This window comes from Azohydromonas australica DSM 1124, assembly GCF_000430725.1.
GTDB lineage: Bacteria > Pseudomonadota > Gammaproteobacteria > Burkholderiales > Burkholderiaceae_C > Azohydromonas > Azohydromonas australica.
On sequence record NZ_AUMO01000038.1, the window covers coordinates 112,729 to 130,175 of the forward strand.

Here is a 17,447-nt window from a genome sequence, read left to right on the forward strand (position 1 = left end):
GCCTTGCAGGGTAGGCACCCGGCTGCCATCTCACAATCATAGAATTTGCACCTTGCCGTTGCCGTTTTGGCAAGGCAGTGAAAGGCGCCATGAAAGCCCACCTGTTGCAGGACACCGCACTGCGCTATTTCCTGGAGGTCGTGCGCAGCGGTTCGCTGGCCGAGGCCTCGCAGCGCCTGCACGTGGCCACCTCGGCCATCAGCCGCCAGATCGCCGGGCTGGAGGACGCGCTGGGCATGCCGCTGTTCGAGCGGCAGCACCGCGGCATGGTGCCCACTGCTGCCGGCGAGATCCTGGCCGTGCACGCGCGGCGCACGCGGCAGGACGCCGAGCGCACCATGGAGGAAATCGCGGCGCTGCAGGGCCTGCGCTCGGGTCGTGTGCGCATCGCCACGGCGGAAGGCTTCGCGTGGCAGTTCCTGCCCTCGCTGGTCACGTCTTTCCTGGCTGACCACCCGCGCGTGCGCTTCGAGGTGCAGGTGCACGGGCCCGCGGGCGTGACGCAGCGGCTGCGCGACGGCGAGGCCGACATCGGCCTGACCTTCAGCCGGGCGCCGGAGCGCGACATCAACGTCGAGTACCGCCAGCCCGCGCCCGTGCTGGCGCTGATGCGCTCGGACCACCCGCTGGCCGCTGCCGGCGCGGTCACGCTCAAGCGCATGAGCGCCTACCCGCTGGCGCTGCCCTCGCCGGAGACCACGCTGCGCCAGATGATCGACATCGCGTGCAGCCGGCAGCAGCTGGTGCTGGAGCCCCTGCTGACCAGCAACCACCAGGGCGTGCTGCTGGGCTTCGTGCTGCAGGGCGGCGGCATTTCCGTGACGGGAGAGGTGTCGGTGCGGCATCTCATGCAGGAAAAGGAACTCGTGGCGCTGCCCATCCGCGACCGCGGCATGGAGCTGCGCGACATCGAGCTGCAGACGCTGGCCGGGCGCGCGCTGCCGCATGCGGTCCAGGGCTTCCTGGATCACATGAAGCAGGCCCTGCCCGCGGTGGGCCCGGGAGAACACAAGGGGCTTGAAGCAGCGGAAGGCTGAGGCGCCGCGCGCCCTGCTGCGGGACAGGAGGCGCGGCGCCCAGGCCGGCTACAGCCGCCGCCCGCGGCGCCCCTGCATCTGCCGCACCATCGCGTCGAAGAATTTGTGGGCGAAGCCGTCCTCGCGGATGAGCTGCGCCGTGAGGTCGGAGCAGCGCTGGCTGATGGACGCCGGCAGCGCCACGTTGTCGCCGGCCATGGCGCCGGCGGCGCACTGGATCTCCGCTGCGCGCTGCACCGTCCACAGCAGGAAGAAGGCGCGCGGGATGTCCATCTCGCCCACCGCCACGCCGTGGTTGCGCAGCACCAGCACGTGCTTGTCGCCCAGGCTGTCCAGCATGCGGCTCTTCTCGTCGGCGAACAGCGTGATGCCTTCGAAGGTGTGGTACGCCACGCGGCCGAAGAGCTGCGCGCCGTAGAAGTCGTCGTGGCCGAAGCCCGCGCGCTTGAGCGCGATGGCCGACACCGGCGTGGTGTGGGTGTGGATCACGCAGTGGATGTCCTCGCGCGCGCCGTGGATCGCCCCGTGCAGCGCGAAGCCCGCGGGGTTGGCGTCGTAAGGCGAGGGCTCCACCTTGCGGCCTTCCAGGTCCACCTTCAGCAGGTTGGCCGGCGTCACCTCGTCGTAGTTCAGCCCGAAGGGGTTGACCAGGTAGAAGTCGCTGCCGGGCACGCGGGCCGAGATGTGGTTGAAGATGGTCTCGGTCCAGCCGAAGTGGTCCACGAGGTGGTAGCAGTGCGCCAGCTGCACGCGCAGCTGCCATTCCGCGTCGCTCATGTGCGCGGGCTGGATGTGGTCGGGGTGCGGGGTGAGGTCCATGGTGGCTTTAGGCGGGGATGGCCAGGGAAGGGGATCTTTCTTCGGCGGTGCCGCGCGCGTGGCGCCGGCGGGCCTGCTCGACCAGCGCGCGCGTGGCGGCCATCGGCAGCGCATAGCGCTCGCCCAGCTCGACCACGGCGTCGCCGATGGCGGCCAGCTCCAGCGGGCGGCCGCGCTCGTGGTCCTGCAGCATCGAGGTGCGCACGGGGCCCATGGCGGCGCCCAGGCGCAGGAACTCGATCGGGTCGATCTCCAGCCGCGCGCCGTAGCAGCTCGAAGCCAGCATGGCCTCGTGCATCACCTGGCGCACGGTGGCCAGCAGCGCGGGCTCGGTGTAGATGGCCTGCAGCGTGGCGCCGGTCACCACCGACAGCGGGTTGGAGGTGATGTTGGCGATGAGCTTGGTCCAGAGCTTGTCGCGGATGCGCTCCAGCGGCCGCGCCTCGATGCCCGCCGTGGCCACCAGCGCGCATGCCGCCTGCAGCCGCGGCGTGATGCCGCCGCCCGGCTCGCCCAGCATCAGCAGGTGCGGCGTGCGCGAGACGGCGTGGGCCGGCGCCGGCGTCTCGGCCGTGATGAAGACGATGGCGCCCAGCACCTGCTCCAGCGGCAGCAGCGTGCCCAGGCGGCCTGCCGGGTCCACGGCGCGCACCGTCTCGCCCTCGAAGCGGTCGCCGCTGCGATGGAAGTACCAGAAGGGCACGCCGTTGACGCAGGGCACGACCAGCGTGCGCGGCGTGATCAGCGGCTGCACCTGCGCGGCCAGCGCGGGCAGGTCCTGCGACTTGCAGCACAGGAACAGCAAATCTGCCGCTTCGAGCGCCTGTGCATCGGAAGCGGCGTGCACGCGCGCCTGCCAGGCGCCGTCGAGGTCGTCGAGCCGCAGGCCCTGCGCCTGGATGGCCGCCAGCGTGGCGCCGCGCGCCAGCAGGCTCACGCGCTGGCCGGCGGCAGCCAGCCGCGTGGCCAGGCTGCAGCCGATGGCGCCCGCGCCTGCGACGACGATGTGGGGTTCATTGGGCCAGGCCCAGGAATCGGAAGGGGTGCTCATGGAAGTTCGGGGAGGTGAAGGCGGGGCCGGGCGATGCGGCACTCAGGCCGCCGCAGCCAGTGCGTGGTAGCCGCGATTGAAGTACGCGAGGCCGGCCTGCTGCACCGCGTCCTCGGGCACGTGGACGCGGCGCAGCTCGACGATGAACACGCTGTGCGTGCCCACGTCGTGCGTGGCGACGATCTCGCCGTCCAGGTTCACCAGCGCGCCCTCGATGGCGGGCGCGCCGGTGGCCAGCGGCTGCCAGGCGCATTGCTCGAAGCGCTGCGCCATGGTCATGTCGCGATTGGAAAACAACGCCGACAGCGGCTGCTGTGCCGCGGCCAGCACGTTGACGCACAGCACGCGGTTGCCGGTGAAGAACTGGTGCGCGAAGGACGAGCGGTTCATGCACACCAGCACGGTGGGCGGCGCGTCGGTGACGCTGCACACGGCCGAGGCCGTGAAGCCGGCCCGGCCGGCCGGGCCGTCGGTGGTGATGATGGTCACGCCGCCGGGCAGCAGCGACAGCCCGGTGCGGAAGTCGGCGGTGGAGGGCACGCCCGGGGCGTGCGCGAGGCGGAGGTCGGTCATGGCGGCTTCTCCCGGGCTCAAAGGTCCAGCACCAGTCGCGGCGAGCGCGCGCGCGAGCAGCAGACCAGGATCTGGTCGTTGGCGGCGCGCTCCTCGTCCGTGAGGTAGGCGTCGCGGTGCTCCGGCTCGCCTTCGAGCACGGTGCAGGCGCAGGTGCCGCACACGCCCTGCTCGCAGGACACGGGCACCTCGATGCCCAGGCCCTTGAGCGCGTCCAGCAGCGACTGCTGCGGCGCCACGCGCACGGTCTTGCCGCTGCGCTGGGCCACCAGCTCGAAAGCTGGGTCTTCGCCTGTCGAGGCGGTGCCCGCGGTGGGCGCGGCGAAGTACTCGCGGTGGATCTGCGCGCTGTCCAGGCCGGCCTGCGCCGCCTCGCCCATCACCCAGTCCATGAAGCCGCTGGGCCCGCAGACGTAGAGGTGGCGGCCGGCCGGCGCGGCGCGCAGCACCGCGGCGGCGTCCAGCCGCTGCGGCGCCCCGTCGTCGTCGAAGTGCAGGTGCACCCGCTGCGCCCAGGGCGCGGCGGCGATCTCGTCCAGGAAGGCCGCCTGGGTGCGGCTGCGGGCGCAGTAGTGCAGCTCGAAGGCGGTGCCCGCCGCGTGCAGCGTCCACGCCATGGCCAGCATCGGCGTGATGCCGATGCCGCCGCCCACCAGCACGCTGTAGGGCGCCGCCTCGGCCAGCGGGAAGTGGTTGCGCGGCGCGCTGATGCGCAGCCGCGTGCCCTCGCGCAGCTCGCGGTGCACGGCCACGGAGCCGCCGCGCGAGGCCGGGTCCTGCAGCACGCCCAGCCGGTAGGCGCGGCGCTCGCCGGGGTTGCTGCACAGGGAGTAGGGCCGCACCAGCCCGCCGGGCAGGTGCAGGTCCACGTGGGCGCCGGCGCTGAAGGGCGGCAGCGGCGCGCCGGCCGGATCGGCCAGGGTCAGCACCGCCACGGCCTGGCCCTGGAGCTCGCGGTGGCGCACCACCACGTCGATGAGAGATTGCGTGCTCATGGGTGTGGACTCCTGCAGAGCGGTCAGCGCATGAAGATGCCGCCGTTGACGTCCCAGGCCGCGCCGGTGGCGGAGTCGGCCTCGGCCGAGGCCAGCAGCACCACCAGCCGGGCGATGAAGCGCGGGTTGCCCAGGCGCTGCACGGGAATCTGCTTCGTCAACTGCTCCAGCCGCTCGGCCGGCACCGCGGCGCGCACCGAGGGCAGCTCCAGCGGGCCCGGCGCCACGGCGTTGACGGTCACGCCGCGCGAGGCCAGCTCGCGGGCGAAGATCTTGGTCAGCGTCAGGATGCCGGCCTTGGACGAGGCGTAGTGCGCCCCCGAGGCCGTGCCGCCGTTCTGGCCCGCCAGCGAGGCCAGGTTGACGATGCGGCCGAAGCCGGCCTCGGCCATGGCCTGCCCCAGCACCTGGCAGCCCAGGAAGGTGCCGCGCAGGTTGATGTCCAGCACCTGCGAGAACTCCTCCGGCGTGATCTGCATCACCGGCGTCGTGAGCGTGAGCGCGGCGTTGTTGACCAGCACCTGCGGCACGGCCCAGGCGTTGCGCAGCCGGTCCAGCGCGGCCTCGAAGTGGCCGCGCTGCAGCACGTCCAGCGCGAGGCCGCAGGCCGTGGCGCCGGACGGGTCCAGCTCGGCGGCGGCGCGCTGCGCGGCCTCGCCGTCGCGGTCGCTGAGCGCGACGCGGTAGCCCGCGGCATGCAGCTCCTCGGCGATGTGGCGGCCCAGGCCGGCCGCGGCGCCGGTGACCAGCGCGACGGGCAGCGCCGTGGCGTCGGCGTCGCTCATGAAGGCCTTGCGGTTCACAGCAGGTACCCCACGCTGGTGAGCGTGTCGGCCGAGTTGATCAGCCGCACCACCTTGCGGCGGATGCGCCAGCCGCTGCCGTTGCGCTCCAGCTCCCAGGTCACGTCGGCGGTGTGCTGGTGGAAGCAGGCCTTGCGGAAGTCGCGCAGGTCCTGCGCGCCGCGCAGCGTGAGCACGCCGCCCGCGTCGCCGAGCACGCGCAGCCGCGAGACGTTGCGCACGGTGCGCGCGCGCGGCTGGGTGGAGACGGACTCGCCGCTGGTGAGCCGCGCCACGCGCTTGGCGCGCATGTCGGCGTCGTCGTGGGCGTAGTTGAGCGTGTTGGCGAAGTCTTCGGTGGCCGGGTCGATGGGCACGATGTAGAGCCCATCGGGCGTCCAGAGGTCGAGCCAGGCGGCGTACTCGGCATGGTCGAGCATGTCGGCCTCCGCCCAGACGAAGGCGGTGGCGCTGTAGAGAAGGTCGAGGTTCATGGTGCTGGGGATGGGGGGTTGCTCGGGTGCGGGCGGCTCAGGCCGTCATCAGCTTCTTCCACTGCTGGTAGGCGGCGCGCATGCCGGTCTCGGCGCTGACGTCGCCGGCGCGGCCGTCGGCGGTGAGGCGCTCGCCGGGCAGGCCGCGGTTGAGCAGGATCCACAGGTCGCGCCCCGCGCTGGAGCCCTTCTGCACCCGCTCCCACGCCTCGGAGTCGTCGGGCGTGCCGAAGCCCATCGGGCCCTGGAAGTGCTCGTGCAGCCGCAGCCGCGCTTGGTTGGCCACGGCCGGGCCGCCGTCCATGGTGATGACGGCGTGGTGGATCTCGGTCTCGTTCACCGCCACCGGCTGCAGCACGCGGAAGAACGCCATCGAGCAGGCGATGTTGGGGAACAGGTTGAGGTTGAAACCCGAGCCGCCCACGGCGCGCACGATGCGCCGCACCTGCGCCTCCTCATGTCCCTCGTCGCGCAGCGCCTGCGCCAGCTCCTCGAAGCGCGCGGGGACGGGGTCGTCCAGATTGGCTTCCAGGTCCACCAGCTCCGGGATCATCACCATCACGCTGTGCCCGTTGCCCAGGTCCTCGACGTAGCCCGGGCCGCCCACGAAGTCGAGCATGCGCTCGGTCTGCGGGTCCACCGAGCTGAGGAAGCTCTTGTGCACCAGCGGGAAGTGGTAGGCGTCGGTGGTGTTCTCCAGCTGGATCTTCCAGTTGCCGGGGAAGCGGAAGCGGTGCTCGCCGGCGACCTTCACGGGGTAGCCCGCGCCCTGCTTCATGAACAGGTCGATCCACTTCCTGGCCGGGCCCAGCCACTGCTGCAGCGGCTCGATGTCGTCGCGGAAGGTGGCGAAGATCATCCCGGCGTACTGCTCCACGCGCAGGCTCACCAGCGGGAACTCGCCCTTGTCCAGGCAGTCGCCATAGCTCTCGGGGTGCGGCACGCCGCGCAGCGAGCCGTCCAGCGCGTAGGCCCAGCCGTGGTACGGGCACACGAAGCTGGCGGTCTTGCCCTTCTTGTGCTCGCACACGGTAGCGGCGCGGTGGCGGCAGCGGTTGAGCAGCACGTGCACCTGGTTCTTGCGGTCGCGCACCACGATCACCGGCTCGCTGCCGACCCAGTGGGTCTTGAAGCTGCCGGGGTCGGGCAGCTCGCTGGCATGCGCCACCCACACCCAGCAGTTGCGGAAGATGCGGTCCATCTCCTGCTCGAAGATCAGCGGGTCGGTGTAGAGCGAGGTGTGCACGCGGTCCTCGCGCACGAGGTCGGCCAGCGGGCGCTGGAAGGTCAGGGGAGCAATCGGGGCGTTCATCGTGGAGGCGGGGTCTGAAGGTGGATAAATGCTCAGGCGGCTTGCGCGGCGGGCACGGGCAGCGGGGCGTCGCTGTGCCAGTGGCTCACCGGGCGGCTGAACAGGTTCTCGGTCTGGAAGCGCGCGATGCGCCAGCGGCCGTCGGCGCAGCGGGCCATGCCCAGCTGCAGCCGCGCGGCGTTGAGGTGCGAGGCGCCGTCGGCGAAGGTGGAGGTCTGCAACATCACCCACTCGGCGTCGGCGCTGTCCTCGCCGGTGGGCACGATGTGCTCGCTGGTGAGGAAGTGCACGTTGAGCGCGAAGTGCGCCGGCGTGCGCATGTAGCGGCCGAACATGGCGCCGATCGCCTCGCGGCCTTGGTGCCCGCCGAAGCTCGCGCCGTAGCGCGCGCCCTTGCCGGCCCACAGGGCGTCCTCGGTGAAGCAGTCCAGCAGCTCGTGCAGCGACGTGGACGCATCGAGCCGGTCGCACAGCGCCATGTAGCGCGTGACGCAGGCGCGGATGGCGTCGGCGTCCTCGAAGCGGCGCAGCCGGGCTTCCAGCTGCGCCAGGCGGCTCTCTAGGGCCTGCGGCGTGGTCACGGCAGCCTCCCGCCTCAAGCCGCGACGGCCGCGGAAGCCGGCGCCGGCTGCGCCAGCAGCTCCGGCGGCACGACCAGCTCGCGCCCCATGCGGGCCTCGATGCGCGCGTACTTCCAGAGCTTGTAGGGGCCGTCGCCCACGACGATGGTGCGCAGCAGGTTGCACGCGGCGTGCACGGTCTGCACGTCGGGCACGTCGGCCAGCACGTAGCAGGTCCAGGGAGAGGTGGTGGAGGGGCCGACCATGGACTGGTCGTCGTCCATGTTGCCCAGCACCTTCACGCCGGGCAGCGCGCCGATGCCGTTCATCATGCGGCCGAAGGCCAGCCACACGGCCTTGGCCTCCTCGGGGCCGGCGTCGAAGAAGTTCTGGTTGATGCCGATGCAGAACAGCGTGCGCAGCGGTTTCACGGGGGTGGAGCTCATGCGGGTCCTTGAAGGGGGTCGGAAGAAGAAGGGTTAGAGGCGGGGCTCAGAGGTAGCCCGGCAGCGGGGCCTGGCCGAACAACATCGCGCCGGCGTTCTGGTAGGTGATGTCGCCCATGAAGGCGTGCTGGGTCAGCACGTGGCTGTCGCGCACCTGCTGCGAGATGGGGCTGGCGTCGTACACGCCGGTCATGCCGGTGAGCAGCTGCACGCTGCGGGCGACTTCCGCGCCGGTGCGCGCCGCGTGGGTGGATGACAGCCGCAACATGCTGACCTGCTCCGGGCTGAGCGCGTCGCCCTTGAGCAGCACCTCCCAGGCCTCGTCGATGGCGGCATAGAAGAAGGCGCGCGCCGCGCGCAGCTGTGCCTCGGCGCGGCCCAGCTCCAGCTGCACCTGCGGCCGGTCGGCCAGGCGCGGCGCGCCGGTGACGGAGACACGCCCCGCGGCCATCGCGCGCAGCTCCTCGATGGCGCCGCGCGCGATGCCCAGCCCGACGACGGACAGCACCTGCGCCGCGAAGGACAGCGTGGGGTAGCGGAACATCGGCTCCTCGCGCTGCGAGGCGCTGCCGCGCACGAAGGTCCATTCCTCGGGCACCACCACGCGATCGACCACCACGTCGTGGCTGCCCGTGCCCACCAGTCCGGACACCTCCCACGCCAGCTCGATGCGCGCCTTCTCGCGCGGCATCACCGCCATGCGCGGCAGGCCGGACTTCTCGCCCTCCGCCGGCGCGATGCCCACGCCGATGAGCTGCGCGCCCATGCAGCCGCTGGCAAAGCTCCAGCGCCCGCTGACTTCGAACCCCCCCTCAACGCGTGGCGCGCGCTGCGGCGGAAAGATGCCGCCGGCAAACACCACGTCCGGGCCGCCGGCATAGATCTGCGCGAAGGTGGCCGGCGGCAGCGCCGCCAGGTAGGTCACGGCCATGCCGAAGCTCGCCACCCAGCCGGCGGAGCCGTCGGCCTGCGACAGGGTCTCGACCAGCTCGCAGAACTCGCGCGGCGACTTCTGGTCGCCGCCGAAGGCGCGCGGCACCAGCGCGCGGTACACGCCCACCTCAATGAAGCGCTCGATGACGTCCGGCGCGATGTGGCGCAGCCGCGTGAACTCCTGGCGGCGGCGGCGGATGTCGCTGCACAGCAGGTCCAGCGAGGCGGGGCTCTTGGGCTCAGGCCCGGGCGATGCGCTCGTGCGCTCCAGGTTCAGCAAGGTCATCGGGTTCTCCGGTCGCGGCGGAAAAAGTGGTCGTCGGATGGGGCGCAACAATAGAAGCTGATTACGTGAAAAGTCAAGTAAAAAATTGAACGTCCTCAAAAAGCGCCAGTCCGGTGCGCGTTTATTCGCTGGATGCCGCCCAACGGGGCGCGAACGCACGCAATTGGTGAAAACCACGGCGCGACAAGCATCTGCGCTGTGTCGGAGCGATTTGGCGTCTGCACATGGCTTTGCCGGTGCGGTCCGAGGAGGGCGGGCGCGGGCTTGATCTAGGGTAAATGCGGGTTCGGGTAATTACGTGAAAAGTGGCACGATTGCTGCACAGGGGAAGCGGCGCGGCCGTCCTCCCTGGCCGCTCTCGTGTTCCACCCGGCGCCGCGGCGCCACGGAGTCCCCCGATGCCGAAGTCCCTGTCCTTCCGCCCCTTCCTGCTGGCCAGCGTGCTGGTGCTGTCCACCGCCGCGCAGGCGCAGATCAAGGTGGGCGTCGTGTCCTCCTCCACCGGCCCGATCGCGCTGGTGGGCCTGCCGCAGAAGAACACCGTGCCGCTGCTGCCCACGCAGGTGGCCGGGCAGACGGTCGAGTACATCTCGCTGGACGACGCCAGCGACCCGACGGCCTCGGTGGCGGCCGTGAAAAAGCTCATCAACGAGCACAAGGTCGATGCGCTCATCGGCCCCAGCGGCTCGCCCAACGCCATGGGCGTGATCCAGTTCGTGGCCGAGGCCGGCGTGCCCATGTTCGCGCCGGTGGGCACGGCCGCCGTGGTACTGCCCATGAACGAGCAGAAGAAATGGGTCTTCAAGACCACGCAGAACGACGACCTCATCGCCCGCGCCCTGGTGCAGCACATGGTGGCGGCCAAGGTGAAGTCGGTGGGCTTCATCGGCACGGCCGACCCCTACGGCGACAACTGGCTCAAGGTGTTCGGCGCCATGGCGACCGACTCGGGCATCAAGGTCGCCGCCACCGAGCGCTTCCAGCGCCAGGACACCTCGCTCACCGCGCAGAGCCTCAAGGTGCTCTCCGCCGCGCCGGATGCGGTGCTGATCGCCGCGCCGGGCAGCTCCGCGGTGCTGCCGCAGACCACGCTGGTGGACCAGGGCTACCGCGGCAAGGTCTACCAGACCCACGGCGCGGCACTGCCGGACTTCCTCAAGCTCGGCGGCAAGAAGGTGGAGGGCACCATCCTGGCCGCCAGCGCGATGCTGGTGCTGGACCAGGTTCCCGACAGCCATCCGTCCAAGCAGATCGCCGGCGGCTACGTGGCGGCCTACCAGAAGCTGCATGGCACCGTGCCCGCGACCTTCGGCGCCAACGTCTTCGACGCCGGGCTGCTGCTGCAGGCGGCCATTCCCAAGGCGCTCAAGGCCGGCAAGCCCGGCACGCCGGCCTTCCGCAGCGCACTGCGCGACGCCATCGAGCAGGTCAAGGAGCTGCCCGCCACGCAGGGCGTCTACAACCTCAGCGCCTCGGACCACAGCGGCTTCGACGACCGTGGCCGCGAGCTCATCACCGTGAAGAACGGCAAGTGGGCGCTGCTCAAGTAAGCCCCGGGCACCGCAAGCCATGAACCTGCAGATTGCCCTGCTGCTGGGCCAGGACGGCATGACCAACGGCGCGGTGTACGCGCTGCTGGCCCTGTCGATCGTGCTGGTCTTCACCGTCACCCGGGTGCTGCTCGTGCCCCAGGGGGAGTTCGTCACCTTCGGCGCCATGACCATGGCCGCGCTGCAGGCCGGCCAGGCGCCGCGCCTGGCGTGGCTGGTCTTCGGCGTGGCGCTGCTGCACTTCCTGCAGCGCGCCTGGGAGTCCCGCCGCGGCGCCGCCTGCGAGGACGGCCCGCTGCGCTGGCGCGATGCCCGCGGCCTGCTCTACGCGCTGGCGCTGCTGGCGCTCACGCGCTGGGCCGCGCAGGCCTCGCTGCCCCTGCTGGCGCAGGTGGCCCTGACGCTGGCCCTCGTCGTGCCGCTGGGCCCCTGGCTGTACGACCTGTGCTTCCGCCCCATCGCCGCCGCTCACGGGCTGGTGCTGCTGATCGTCTCCATCGCGCTGCACGTGGTGCTGGTGGGTGTGGCGCTGCTGATGTTCGGTGCCGAGGGCGCGCGCACGGAGCCCTTCTCCGAGGTCGGGCTGCAGCTCGGCCCGGTCATGCTCAAGTCGCAGACGCTGTGGGTGCTGGCAGTGACGCTGGCGCTGATCGCGGGGCTGTTCCTCTATTTCGAGCGCAGCCTGCGCGGCAAGGCGCTGCGCGCCACGGCCGTGAGCCGGCTCGGCGCGCAGCTCATGGGCATCTCGCCCGCCCAGGCCGGGCGCAGCTGCTTCGCGCTGGCCGCGCTCATCGGCGCGCTCTCGGGCGTGCTGATCGCGCCGCTGACCACGCTCTATTACGACTCCGGCTTCCTCATCAGCCTCAAGGGCTTCGTGGGCGCCGTGGTCGGCGGCCTGGTGAGCTTCCCGGTGGGCGCGCTGGGGGCGCTGGGCGTGGGCCTGGTGGAAGCTTTCTCAACGTTCTGGGCCAGTGCCTTCAAGGAAGTGATCGTGTTCACGCTGATCCTGCCGTTCCTGTTGTGGCGCTCGCTGTCGGCGGGCCGTGTCGAGGAGGAGCACGCATGAGCGCGGTGCTGTCCAGCCCGGTGACCCGGGCCCCCTGGCGCCAGCGGCTGCGCGCGCGGTCGGCGCTGTGGCTGCTGCTGCCCATGGCGGCCGTGCTGCTGGCGACGCCGTGGCTGCCGGCCTTCCAGGTGACGCTGCTCAACCACGTCGGGCTGGCCGCCATGTCCACGCTGGGCCTGGTGCTGCTCACCGGCGTCTGCGGCATGACCAGCTTCGGCCAAGCCGCGTTCCTGGGCCTGGGCGCCTACACGGCGGCCTGGCTCACCGCGGGCAGCGGCGTGCCCGCGGCGCTGGCGCCGCTGGCCGGCTCGCCCTGGCTGGCGCTGCCGGCGGCACTGCTGCTCACGCTGGCCATCGCCGGCGTGCTGGGGCTGCTGACGCTGCGCCTGTCGGGCCACTACCTGCCGCTGGGCACCATCTGCTGGGCGCTGGCGCTCTATTACCTGTTCGGCACCCTGGAGCCGCTGGGTGGGCACACCGGCATCACCGGCTTGCCGGCGCTGCGCATCGGCGGCTGGACCCTGGACCAGCCGCAGGAGATGGCGGTGCCGATCTGGGCCGCGCTGGGCCTGGCGCTGGTGCTGGCGCACCACCTGCTGGACTCCCGCACCGGCCGCGCCCTGCGCGCGCTCAACGGCGGGCAGGCCATGGCCGAGTCCATGGGCGTGCCGGTGCTGCAGGTGAAACTGACGGCCTTCGTGCTGTCGGCGCTGCTGGCCTGCACGTCGGGCTGGCTGTACGCGATGGAGCAGCGCTTCGTCAGCCCGGCGCCCTTCAGCCTGGGCGCGGGCATCGACGTGCTGTTCATGGCGCTGCTGGGCGGCGTGGGCCACCTGTGGGGCGCCCTGGCCGGCGCCACGCTGGTGACGCTGGCGCGCGACTTCCTGCAGGACTGGCTGCCGCGGCTGCTGGGGCAGGGCGGCAACTACGAGGCCATCGTGTTCGGGCTGCTGATCATCGTGCTGATGCACAAGGCGCCCGAGGGGCTGTGGGGCCGGTTGCGCCAGCATCGGGCTTCGGGTGCCGCGGACGGTGCTGCTGCCGGGCCCGTGCCCTCTGCACCGCCGCTGCCGCGGCGCGCCATGCCGGCGCGCGGCTCGCTGGTGCTGCAGGTACGCGGCCTGACCCGCCGCTTCGGCGGGCTGGTGGCCAACCGCGACGTGGACCTGGAAGTGCGCGCCGGCGAGATCCTGGCCGTGATCGGGCCCAACGGCGCGGGCAAGAGCACGCTGTTCAACCAGCTCTCCTGCGTGGACCGTCCCACTGCCGGCGAGGTGCGCTTCCTGGGCCGGAGCGTGGTGGGCTGGTCGCCGCGGCGCCTGGCCGAGGCGGGCCTGTCGCGCACCTTCCAGCACGTGAAGCTGCTGCCCGGCATGAGCGTGCTGGACAACGTGGCGCTGGGCGCGCACCTGCGCGGCAGCGCGGGGCTGCTGCGCAGCGCGCTGCGGCTGGACCGCGCCGAGGAGGCGCGGCTGCTGGCCGAGGCGCGGCGCCAGCTCGACCGCGTCGGGCTGGGCGCGCTGGCGCAGCAGGAGGCCGGCAGCCTGGCGCTGGGGCAGCAGCGGCTGCTGGAGATCGCGCGCGCACTGTGCGCCGACCCGTCGGTGCTGCTGCTGGACGAGCCGGCCGCGGGCCTGCGGCTGCAGGAGAAGCAGGCGCTGGCCGAGCTGCTGAACCGCCTGCGCGGCGAAGGCCTGGCGGTGGTGCTGGTGGAGCACGACATGGACTTCGTGATGAGCCTGGTGGACCGGGTGGCGGTGATGGTCTTCGGCGAGAAGATCGTCGAAGGTCCGCCGGCCGAGGTGCAGCGCCATCCGAAGGTGCTGGAAGCGTATCTGGGAGCCGAGCTGTGAGCGCAACGACTTCTTCTCAAGCCGAGGTCCTGCTCGACGTGCGGGACCTGAGCGTGGCCTACGGCCGCATCGAGGCGCTGGCCGGCGTGTCGTTGCGCGTGCACGCGGGCGAGATCGTGACCGTCATCGGCCCCAACGGCGCGGGCAAGAGCACGCTGCTCAACGCGCTGATGGGCGCGTTGCCGCCGCGGGGCGGCGAGATCCGCTTCGCGGGCGAAGCCTTGCCCGCGGGCCAGATCGGCGCGCGCGTGGCGCGCGGGCTGGCGCTCGTGCCGGAGCAGCGCGCGCTGTTCGGCAGCATGAGCGTGCTGGACAACCTGGAGCTGGGCGCCTACCGCTTCCTGGCCGACGCCGCGCAGCGGCGCGGCCAGGCGCTGGAGGAGGTCTACGAGCTGTTCCCGCGCCTGAAGGAGCGCCGGCACCAGGCCGCGGCCACACTCTCGGGCGGCGAGCGGCAGATGCTGGCGCTGGGCCGCGCGCTCATGGGCCGGCCGCGCCTGCTGATGCTCGACGAGCCCAGCCTGGGGCTGGCGCCGCTGATCGTGCACGACATCTTCCGCATCATCGACACGCTGCGCCGGCGCGGCGTGGCCATCCTGCTGGTGGAGCAGAACGCCCGCGCGGCGCTGCGGCTGGCGCAGCGCGGCTACGTGCTGGAGCTGGGCCGCGTGGTGGTGGAAGGCGAGGCCCACACGCTGGCCGGCGACCCGCGCATCGTCGAGGCCTACCTGGGCATGGGCGCGCACCAGGACCGGCTGGTGGCATGAGGCGGCGCGTGTTCGTTCCGGGCCGCGTGCCGGCCCTGCCGCCCCGGCCGGACCGCCGGGGGCGGGCGGCTAAGATGCCGCGGGGACGCGCCCGCGTCCCGGCAACCCTTGAACACCATGCCGTCCGTGAGCCGCTACAACCCCGCCAGCCCCGACTTCGCCCGCGAGGAGTACCCGTTCTACTGGCTGGCGCGGGTGTACGGCGTCTACACGCTGGAGATGGAGAAGGCGCTCAAGGCCGTGGCGCTGGACGTGCCCACCTGGCGCATCCTCATGATCCTCAAGGAGCAGGGCACCAGCAGCATGTCCGACATCGCGCTGCACGCGGTGGCCAAGCTCTCCACCGTGACCAAGACGGTCTACCGCATCAAGGACGAAGGGCTGGTCGAGACCTCGACCTCGACGCAGGACGCGCGGGTCACGGTGGTGTCGCTCACGCCGGCCGGCCAGCGTGCCATCGAGCGTGGCCAGATCGCCACGCAGCACATCGTGCTGCGCAGCTTCGAGGGCATGACGCCCGGCCAGGTCAAGCGGCTCAACGAATCGCTGCACATGATCCTGGACAACCTCTCGCCGCGGCACAGCGAGGCCAGTGCCGGCGCGCTGCGCCGGCCAGGGTCCGCGGCCAAGGCCTGAGGCCGCCACACCACGACCTGCGGCACGCGGGTCCTTGGGAGATTCACCGATGATCATTGAGAACGCACCGAGCGCGGTGGATGTTCGCGCGTCCCTGCTCGCCGGAAAGAGCAGCGCCGAGGACGCCGCGCGCGCCGCCATCGAGCGCATCCAGGCCCTGGAGCCCGCACTGCATGCCTGGGAAAGCTTCGACCCCGAGCTGGCGCTGGCGCACGCGCGTGGCGTGGACCGGCGGCTGGCCGGCGGCGAGGCGCCGGGCCTCCTGTCCGGCGTGCCGCTGGCGGTCAAGGACATCTTCGATACCGCCGACCTGCCCACCGGGCACGGCTCGCCCCTCTACCGCGGCCACCGTCCGGCGGCCGATGCGCGCGCGGTACGCCTGGCGCGCGAAGCAGGCGCCGTGGTGATGGGCAAGACGGTGACCACGGAATTCGCCTACTTCACGCCGGGGCCGACGGTGAATCCTTGGCGCGCCGGCCACACGCCCGGCGGCTCGTCCAGCGGCTCCGCGGCCGCGGTGGCGTCGGGCATGGTGCCGCTGGCCTTCGGCTCGCAGACGGCGGGCTCGCTCATCCGTCCGGCCTCCTACTGCGGCGTCTTCGCGCTCAAGCCCACGCACGGCGCCTTCAGCCTGGAAGGCGTGAAACCCTTTGCGCCGTCGCTGGACACGCTGGGCTGGCTGGCGCGCAGTGCCGACGACCTGGAGCTGATGCGCTGCGCGCTGCGGCGGCAACCCTTCGAGCCGCTGCCCCGCCCTGCGCCGGCTTCGCTGCGCCTGGCGGCCTGCCGCACCCACGAATGGCCGGCCATCGATGCCGGCGGCGCCGCTGCATGGGAGGACGGCCTGGCACGCATGGCGGATGCCGGCATGCGCGTGCCCCTGCTGGCGCTGCCCGAAGCCCTGTCGGGCCTGATGCAGGCGCAGAAGACCGTGATGGCCTACGAGGCGGCACGCAGCCTGTCACGCGAGTTCGAAGCGAACCGGGCGCAGCTCAGCGAGGCGCTGCGCACCCTGCTGAGCACGGGGCACGAGGTGACGGAAGCGGCCTACAGCCAGGCGCAAGCGCTGGCGCAGTCCGGCCGGCAGCAGGTGGCGCAGCTCATGCACGGGCTCGATGCGCTCGTCGTGCCCGCGGCTCCGGGCGAGGCGCCCGCAGGACTGGCGGCCACGGGCGACCCTGTGTTCAGCCGCGTGTGGACGCTGCTCGGATGGCCCTGCGTCAACGTGCCCGGCCTGCTCGGACCCACGGGCCTGCCGGTGGGCCTGCAGCTGGTGGGACACCCGGGCCGTGAGCGGGATCTGCTGGTGGCCGCCGCGGGCCTGCACGCGGTGCTCACCCTGTAGAGACCTGCTGCCTTGACGGTGCAGCGCGCTGCAGGGGCCGATCCTTCCTTGCGGCGCGCCACCCGTTGTCTATCCAGCGAAGGTAAACACGAGCCTTCACGGCGCTAAAGATTTTCTTTGGGCAGGAAGAAGATTTTCTCGTTTGCGGGCAGTGCCGGAGACTGGAACAGTGCGGTGCTTCGCCGGACGCCCTAGCGCGCGACTGCCGCGCCCGGGCCTTCCGCCTCCTGATCAACGGCGTCCCTGTGCGCCTGCTCTGAAGCACGAGCCGCCATGCGCATCCATGCGGATTTCTCTCAACCCGTGGTCGTCCTGCCCGACCAGTACCGATGGACGCCCTCGCCGCAGCTCGGCGTCGAGCGCGTGATGCTCGACCGCATCGGCACCGAGAAGGCCCGCGCCACCAGCCTCGTGCGCTACGCGCCGGCTTCCCGCTTTCCGGCGCACGATCATCCCGGTGGCGAAGAAATTCTTGTGCTTTCCGGGACCTTTTCCGACGCGGAGGGGCACTTCCCCGCTGGCTGGTACCTCCGCAATCCGCCGGGGTCGTCCCACCAGCCGTACAGCGACGAAGGCGCGCTCATCTTCGTCAAGCTCTGGCAGATGAAGCCGGGCGAAAACCGCAGCGTGCGCATTGACACCCGCCCCGAGTCCGCCTGGCGGCACGCACAGGACCGGGACGTCTGCCCGCTGTTCTCCGACGGCACCGAGCGCGTTGCCCTGGAACGCCTGGCGCCGGGGACGCCCGTGTTTGAGCATGCCGTGGAGAGCGCCGAGCTGCTGGTGGTCGCCGGCGAGCTGCGTTTCGACGGGCAGCGCTGCCCGCAGGGTTCCTGGATTCGCCTGCCTGCGGGCGCCTATCCGGATCTCGCCGCCAGCGACGCCGGTGCCACGCTGTTCCTCAAGACCGGCCATCTGGCCGGCGTGATGGCGGGGGAGTGA

18 protein-coding genes are annotated in these 17,447 nt (G+C 71.7%); 8 read left to right on the top strand and 10 right to left on the bottom strand.

Annotated features, from left to right (window positions below; genetic code table 11):
• Window positions 1–89 precede the first annotated feature (89 nt).
• Window positions 90–1,037, top strand: coding sequence for a LysR family transcriptional regulator (locus H537_RS41560; RefSeq protein ID WP_051242035.1), 948 nt, complete (start codon window positions 90–92; stop codon window positions 1,035–1,037).
• A gap of 48 nt (window positions 1,038–1,085) precedes the next feature.
• On the opposite strand, the gene H537_RS0106310 is transcribed toward H537_RS41560, so the two are convergent.
• The 10 genes from H537_RS0106310 to H537_RS0106355 are packed head-to-tail and all read right to left on the bottom strand — an operon-like array spanning window position 1,086 to window position 9,288.
• Complete coding sequence (locus H537_RS0106310) at window positions 1,086–1,856, bottom strand: class II aldolase/adducin family protein (RefSeq protein ID WP_028997213.1); 771 nt, start codon at window positions 1,854–1,856, stop codon at window positions 1,086–1,088.
• 7 nt (window positions 1,857–1,863) lie between these two features.
• Window positions 1,864–2,907 (bottom strand): ketopantoate reductase family protein, encoded by a 1,044-nt coding sequence (locus H537_RS41565; protein ID WP_043458304.1) that lies wholly within the window; start codon window positions 2,905–2,907, stop codon window positions 1,864–1,866.
• A gap of 42 nt (window positions 2,908–2,949) precedes the next feature.
• Window positions 2,950–3,480 (bottom strand): flavin reductase, encoded by a 531-nt coding sequence (locus tag H537_RS0106320; RefSeq protein ID WP_051242037.1) that lies wholly within the window; start codon window positions 3,478–3,480, stop codon window positions 2,950–2,952.
• 17 nt (window positions 3,481–3,497) lie between these two features.
• Entirely contained in the window at window positions 3,498–4,475 is a 978-nt protein-coding gene (locus tag H537_RS0106325) for a PDR/VanB family oxidoreductase (protein ID WP_028997215.1), read from the bottom strand.
• 23 nt (window positions 4,476–4,498) lie between these two features.
• Window positions 4,499–5,260, bottom strand: a complete 762-nt coding sequence (locus tag H537_RS0106330; RefSeq protein ID WP_028997216.1) for an SDR family NAD(P)-dependent oxidoreductase — start codon at window positions 5,258–5,260, stop codon at window positions 4,499–4,501.
• A gap of 14 nt (window positions 5,261–5,274) precedes the next feature.
• Complete coding sequence (locus H537_RS0106335) at window positions 5,275–5,751, bottom strand: aromatic-ring-hydroxylating dioxygenase subunit beta (protein WP_028997217.1); 477 nt, start codon at window positions 5,749–5,751, stop codon at window positions 5,275–5,277.
• A 37-nt stretch (window positions 5,752–5,788) separates the two neighbouring features.
• Entirely contained in the window at window positions 5,789–7,063 is a 1,275-nt protein-coding gene (locus H537_RS0106340; protein WP_028997218.1) for an aromatic ring-hydroxylating oxygenase subunit alpha, read from the bottom strand.
• Window positions 7,064–7,095: 32 nt separating this feature from the next.
• Complete coding sequence (locus H537_RS0106345; RefSeq protein WP_084150480.1) at window positions 7,096–7,644, bottom strand: nuclear transport factor 2 family protein; 549 nt, start codon at window positions 7,642–7,644, stop codon at window positions 7,096–7,098.
• Window positions 7,645–7,658: 14 nt separating this feature from the next.
• Window positions 7,659–8,069, bottom strand: a complete 411-nt coding sequence (locus tag H537_RS41570; protein WP_051242039.1) for a hypothetical protein — start codon at window positions 8,067–8,069, stop codon at window positions 7,659–7,661.
• A gap of 46 nt (window positions 8,070–8,115) precedes the next feature.
• Window positions 8,116–9,288 (bottom strand): acyl-CoA dehydrogenase family protein, encoded by a 1,173-nt coding sequence (locus H537_RS0106355; RefSeq protein WP_028997220.1) that lies wholly within the window; start codon window positions 9,286–9,288, stop codon window positions 8,116–8,118.
• Window positions 9,289–9,686: 398 nt separating this feature from the next.
• Here H537_RS0106355 and H537_RS0106360 point away from each other — a divergent pair, with 398 nt between their 5' ends.
• The 7 genes from H537_RS0106360 to H537_RS0106390 all read left to right on the top strand — a co-directional run bounded on the left by H537_RS0106360 (window position 9,687) and on the right by H537_RS0106390 (window position 17,447).
• Window positions 9,687–10,838, top strand: a complete 1,152-nt coding sequence (locus H537_RS0106360; RefSeq protein WP_084150481.1) for an ABC transporter substrate-binding protein — start codon at window positions 9,687–9,689, stop codon at window positions 10,836–10,838.
• A 19-nt stretch (window positions 10,839–10,857) separates the two neighbouring features.
• Window positions 10,858–11,904 (top strand): branched-chain amino acid ABC transporter permease, encoded by a 1,047-nt coding sequence (locus H537_RS0106365; RefSeq protein ID WP_028997222.1) that lies wholly within the window; start codon window positions 10,858–10,860, stop codon window positions 11,902–11,904.
• Window positions 11,901–13,757 (top strand): branched-chain amino acid ABC transporter ATP-binding protein/permease, encoded by a 1,857-nt coding sequence (locus H537_RS0106370; RefSeq protein ID WP_051242041.1) that lies wholly within the window; start codon window positions 11,901–11,903, stop codon window positions 13,755–13,757. Before H537_RS0106365 ends, H537_RS0106370 begins: the two co-directional genes overlap by 4 nt.
• On the top strand, window positions 13,754–14,524 hold the full coding sequence (locus H537_RS0106375) for an ABC transporter ATP-binding protein (RefSeq protein WP_028997224.1): 771 nt from the start codon (window positions 13,754–13,756) through the stop codon (window positions 14,522–14,524). The genes H537_RS0106370 and H537_RS0106375 overlap by 4 nt, the downstream gene beginning before the upstream one ends.
• Before the next feature lie 126 nt (window positions 14,525–14,650).
• Entirely contained in the window at window positions 14,651–15,160 is a 510-nt protein-coding gene (locus H537_RS41575) for a MarR family winged helix-turn-helix transcriptional regulator (RefSeq protein WP_211234971.1), read from the top strand.
• A gap of 49 nt (window positions 15,161–15,209) precedes the next feature.
• Complete coding sequence (locus H537_RS0106385; RefSeq protein ID WP_043458305.1) at window positions 15,210–16,505, top strand: amidase; 1,296 nt, start codon at window positions 15,210–15,212, stop codon at window positions 16,503–16,505.
• Between the two features lie 273 nt (window positions 16,506–16,778).
• The gene (locus H537_RS0106390) at window positions 16,779–17,447 is read left to right on the top strand and encodes a cupin domain-containing protein (RefSeq protein WP_028997226.1); all 669 of its coding nucleotides are present in this window, start codon (window positions 16,779–16,781) and stop codon (window positions 17,445–17,447) included.

What these genes read in the sequence shown, in the direction of transcription:
- H537_RS0106365 (WP_028997222.1), top strand. Translation starts at nt 10,858, where the DNA reads ATGAACCTGCAGATTGCCCTGCTGCTGGGCCAGGACGGCATGACCAAC.
- H537_RS0106330 (WP_028997216.1), bottom strand. Translation starts at nt 5,260, where the DNA reads ATGAGCGACGCCGACGCCACGGCGCTGCCCGTCGCGCTGGTCACCGGC.
- H537_RS0106370 (WP_051242041.1), top strand. Translation starts at nt 11,901, where the DNA reads ATGAGCGCGGTGCTGTCCAGCCCGGTGACCCGGGCCCCCTGGCGCCAG.
- H537_RS41560 (WP_051242035.1), top strand. Translation starts at nt 90, where the DNA reads ATGAAAGCCCACCTGTTGCAGGACACCGCACTGCGCTATTTCCTGGAG.
- H537_RS0106340 (WP_028997218.1), bottom strand. Translation starts at nt 7,063, where the DNA reads ATGAACGCCCCGATTGCTCCCCTGACCTTCCAGCGCCCGCTGGCCGAC.
- H537_RS0106360 (WP_084150481.1), top strand. Translation starts at nt 9,687, where the DNA reads ATGCCGAAGTCCCTGTCCTTCCGCCCCTTCCTGCTGGCCAGCGTGCTG.
- H537_RS0106390 (WP_028997226.1), top strand. Translation starts at nt 16,779, where the DNA reads ATGCGCATCCATGCGGATTTCTCTCAACCCGTGGTCGTCCTGCCCGAC.
- H537_RS0106325 (WP_028997215.1), bottom strand. Translation starts at nt 4,475, where the DNA reads ATGAGCACGCAATCTCTCATCGACGTGGTGGTGCGCCACCGCGAGCTC.
- H537_RS0106310 (WP_028997213.1), bottom strand. Translation starts at nt 1,856, where the DNA reads ATGGACCTCACCCCGCACCCCGACCACATCCAGCCCGCGCACATGAGC.
- H537_RS41565 (WP_043458304.1), bottom strand. Translation starts at nt 2,907, where the DNA reads ATGAGCACCCCTTCCGATTCCTGGGCCTGGCCCAATGAACCCCACATC.
- H537_RS0106355 (WP_028997220.1), bottom strand. Translation starts at nt 9,288, where the DNA reads ATGACCTTGCTGAACCTGGAGCGCACGAGCGCATCGCCCGGGCCTGAG.
- H537_RS41570 (WP_051242039.1), bottom strand. Translation starts at nt 8,069, where the DNA reads ATGAGCTCCACCCCCGTGAAACCGCTGCGCACGCTGTTCTGCATCGGC.
- H537_RS0106320 (WP_051242037.1), bottom strand. Translation starts at nt 3,480, where the DNA reads ATGACCGACCTCCGCCTCGCGCACGCCCCGGGCGTGCCCTCCACCGCC.
- H537_RS0106385 (WP_043458305.1), top strand. Translation starts at nt 15,210, where the DNA reads ATGATCATTGAGAACGCACCGAGCGCGGTGGATGTTCGCGCGTCCCTG.
- H537_RS0106335 (WP_028997217.1), bottom strand. Translation starts at nt 5,751, where the DNA reads ATGAACCTCGACCTTCTCTACAGCGCCACCGCCTTCGTCTGGGCGGAG.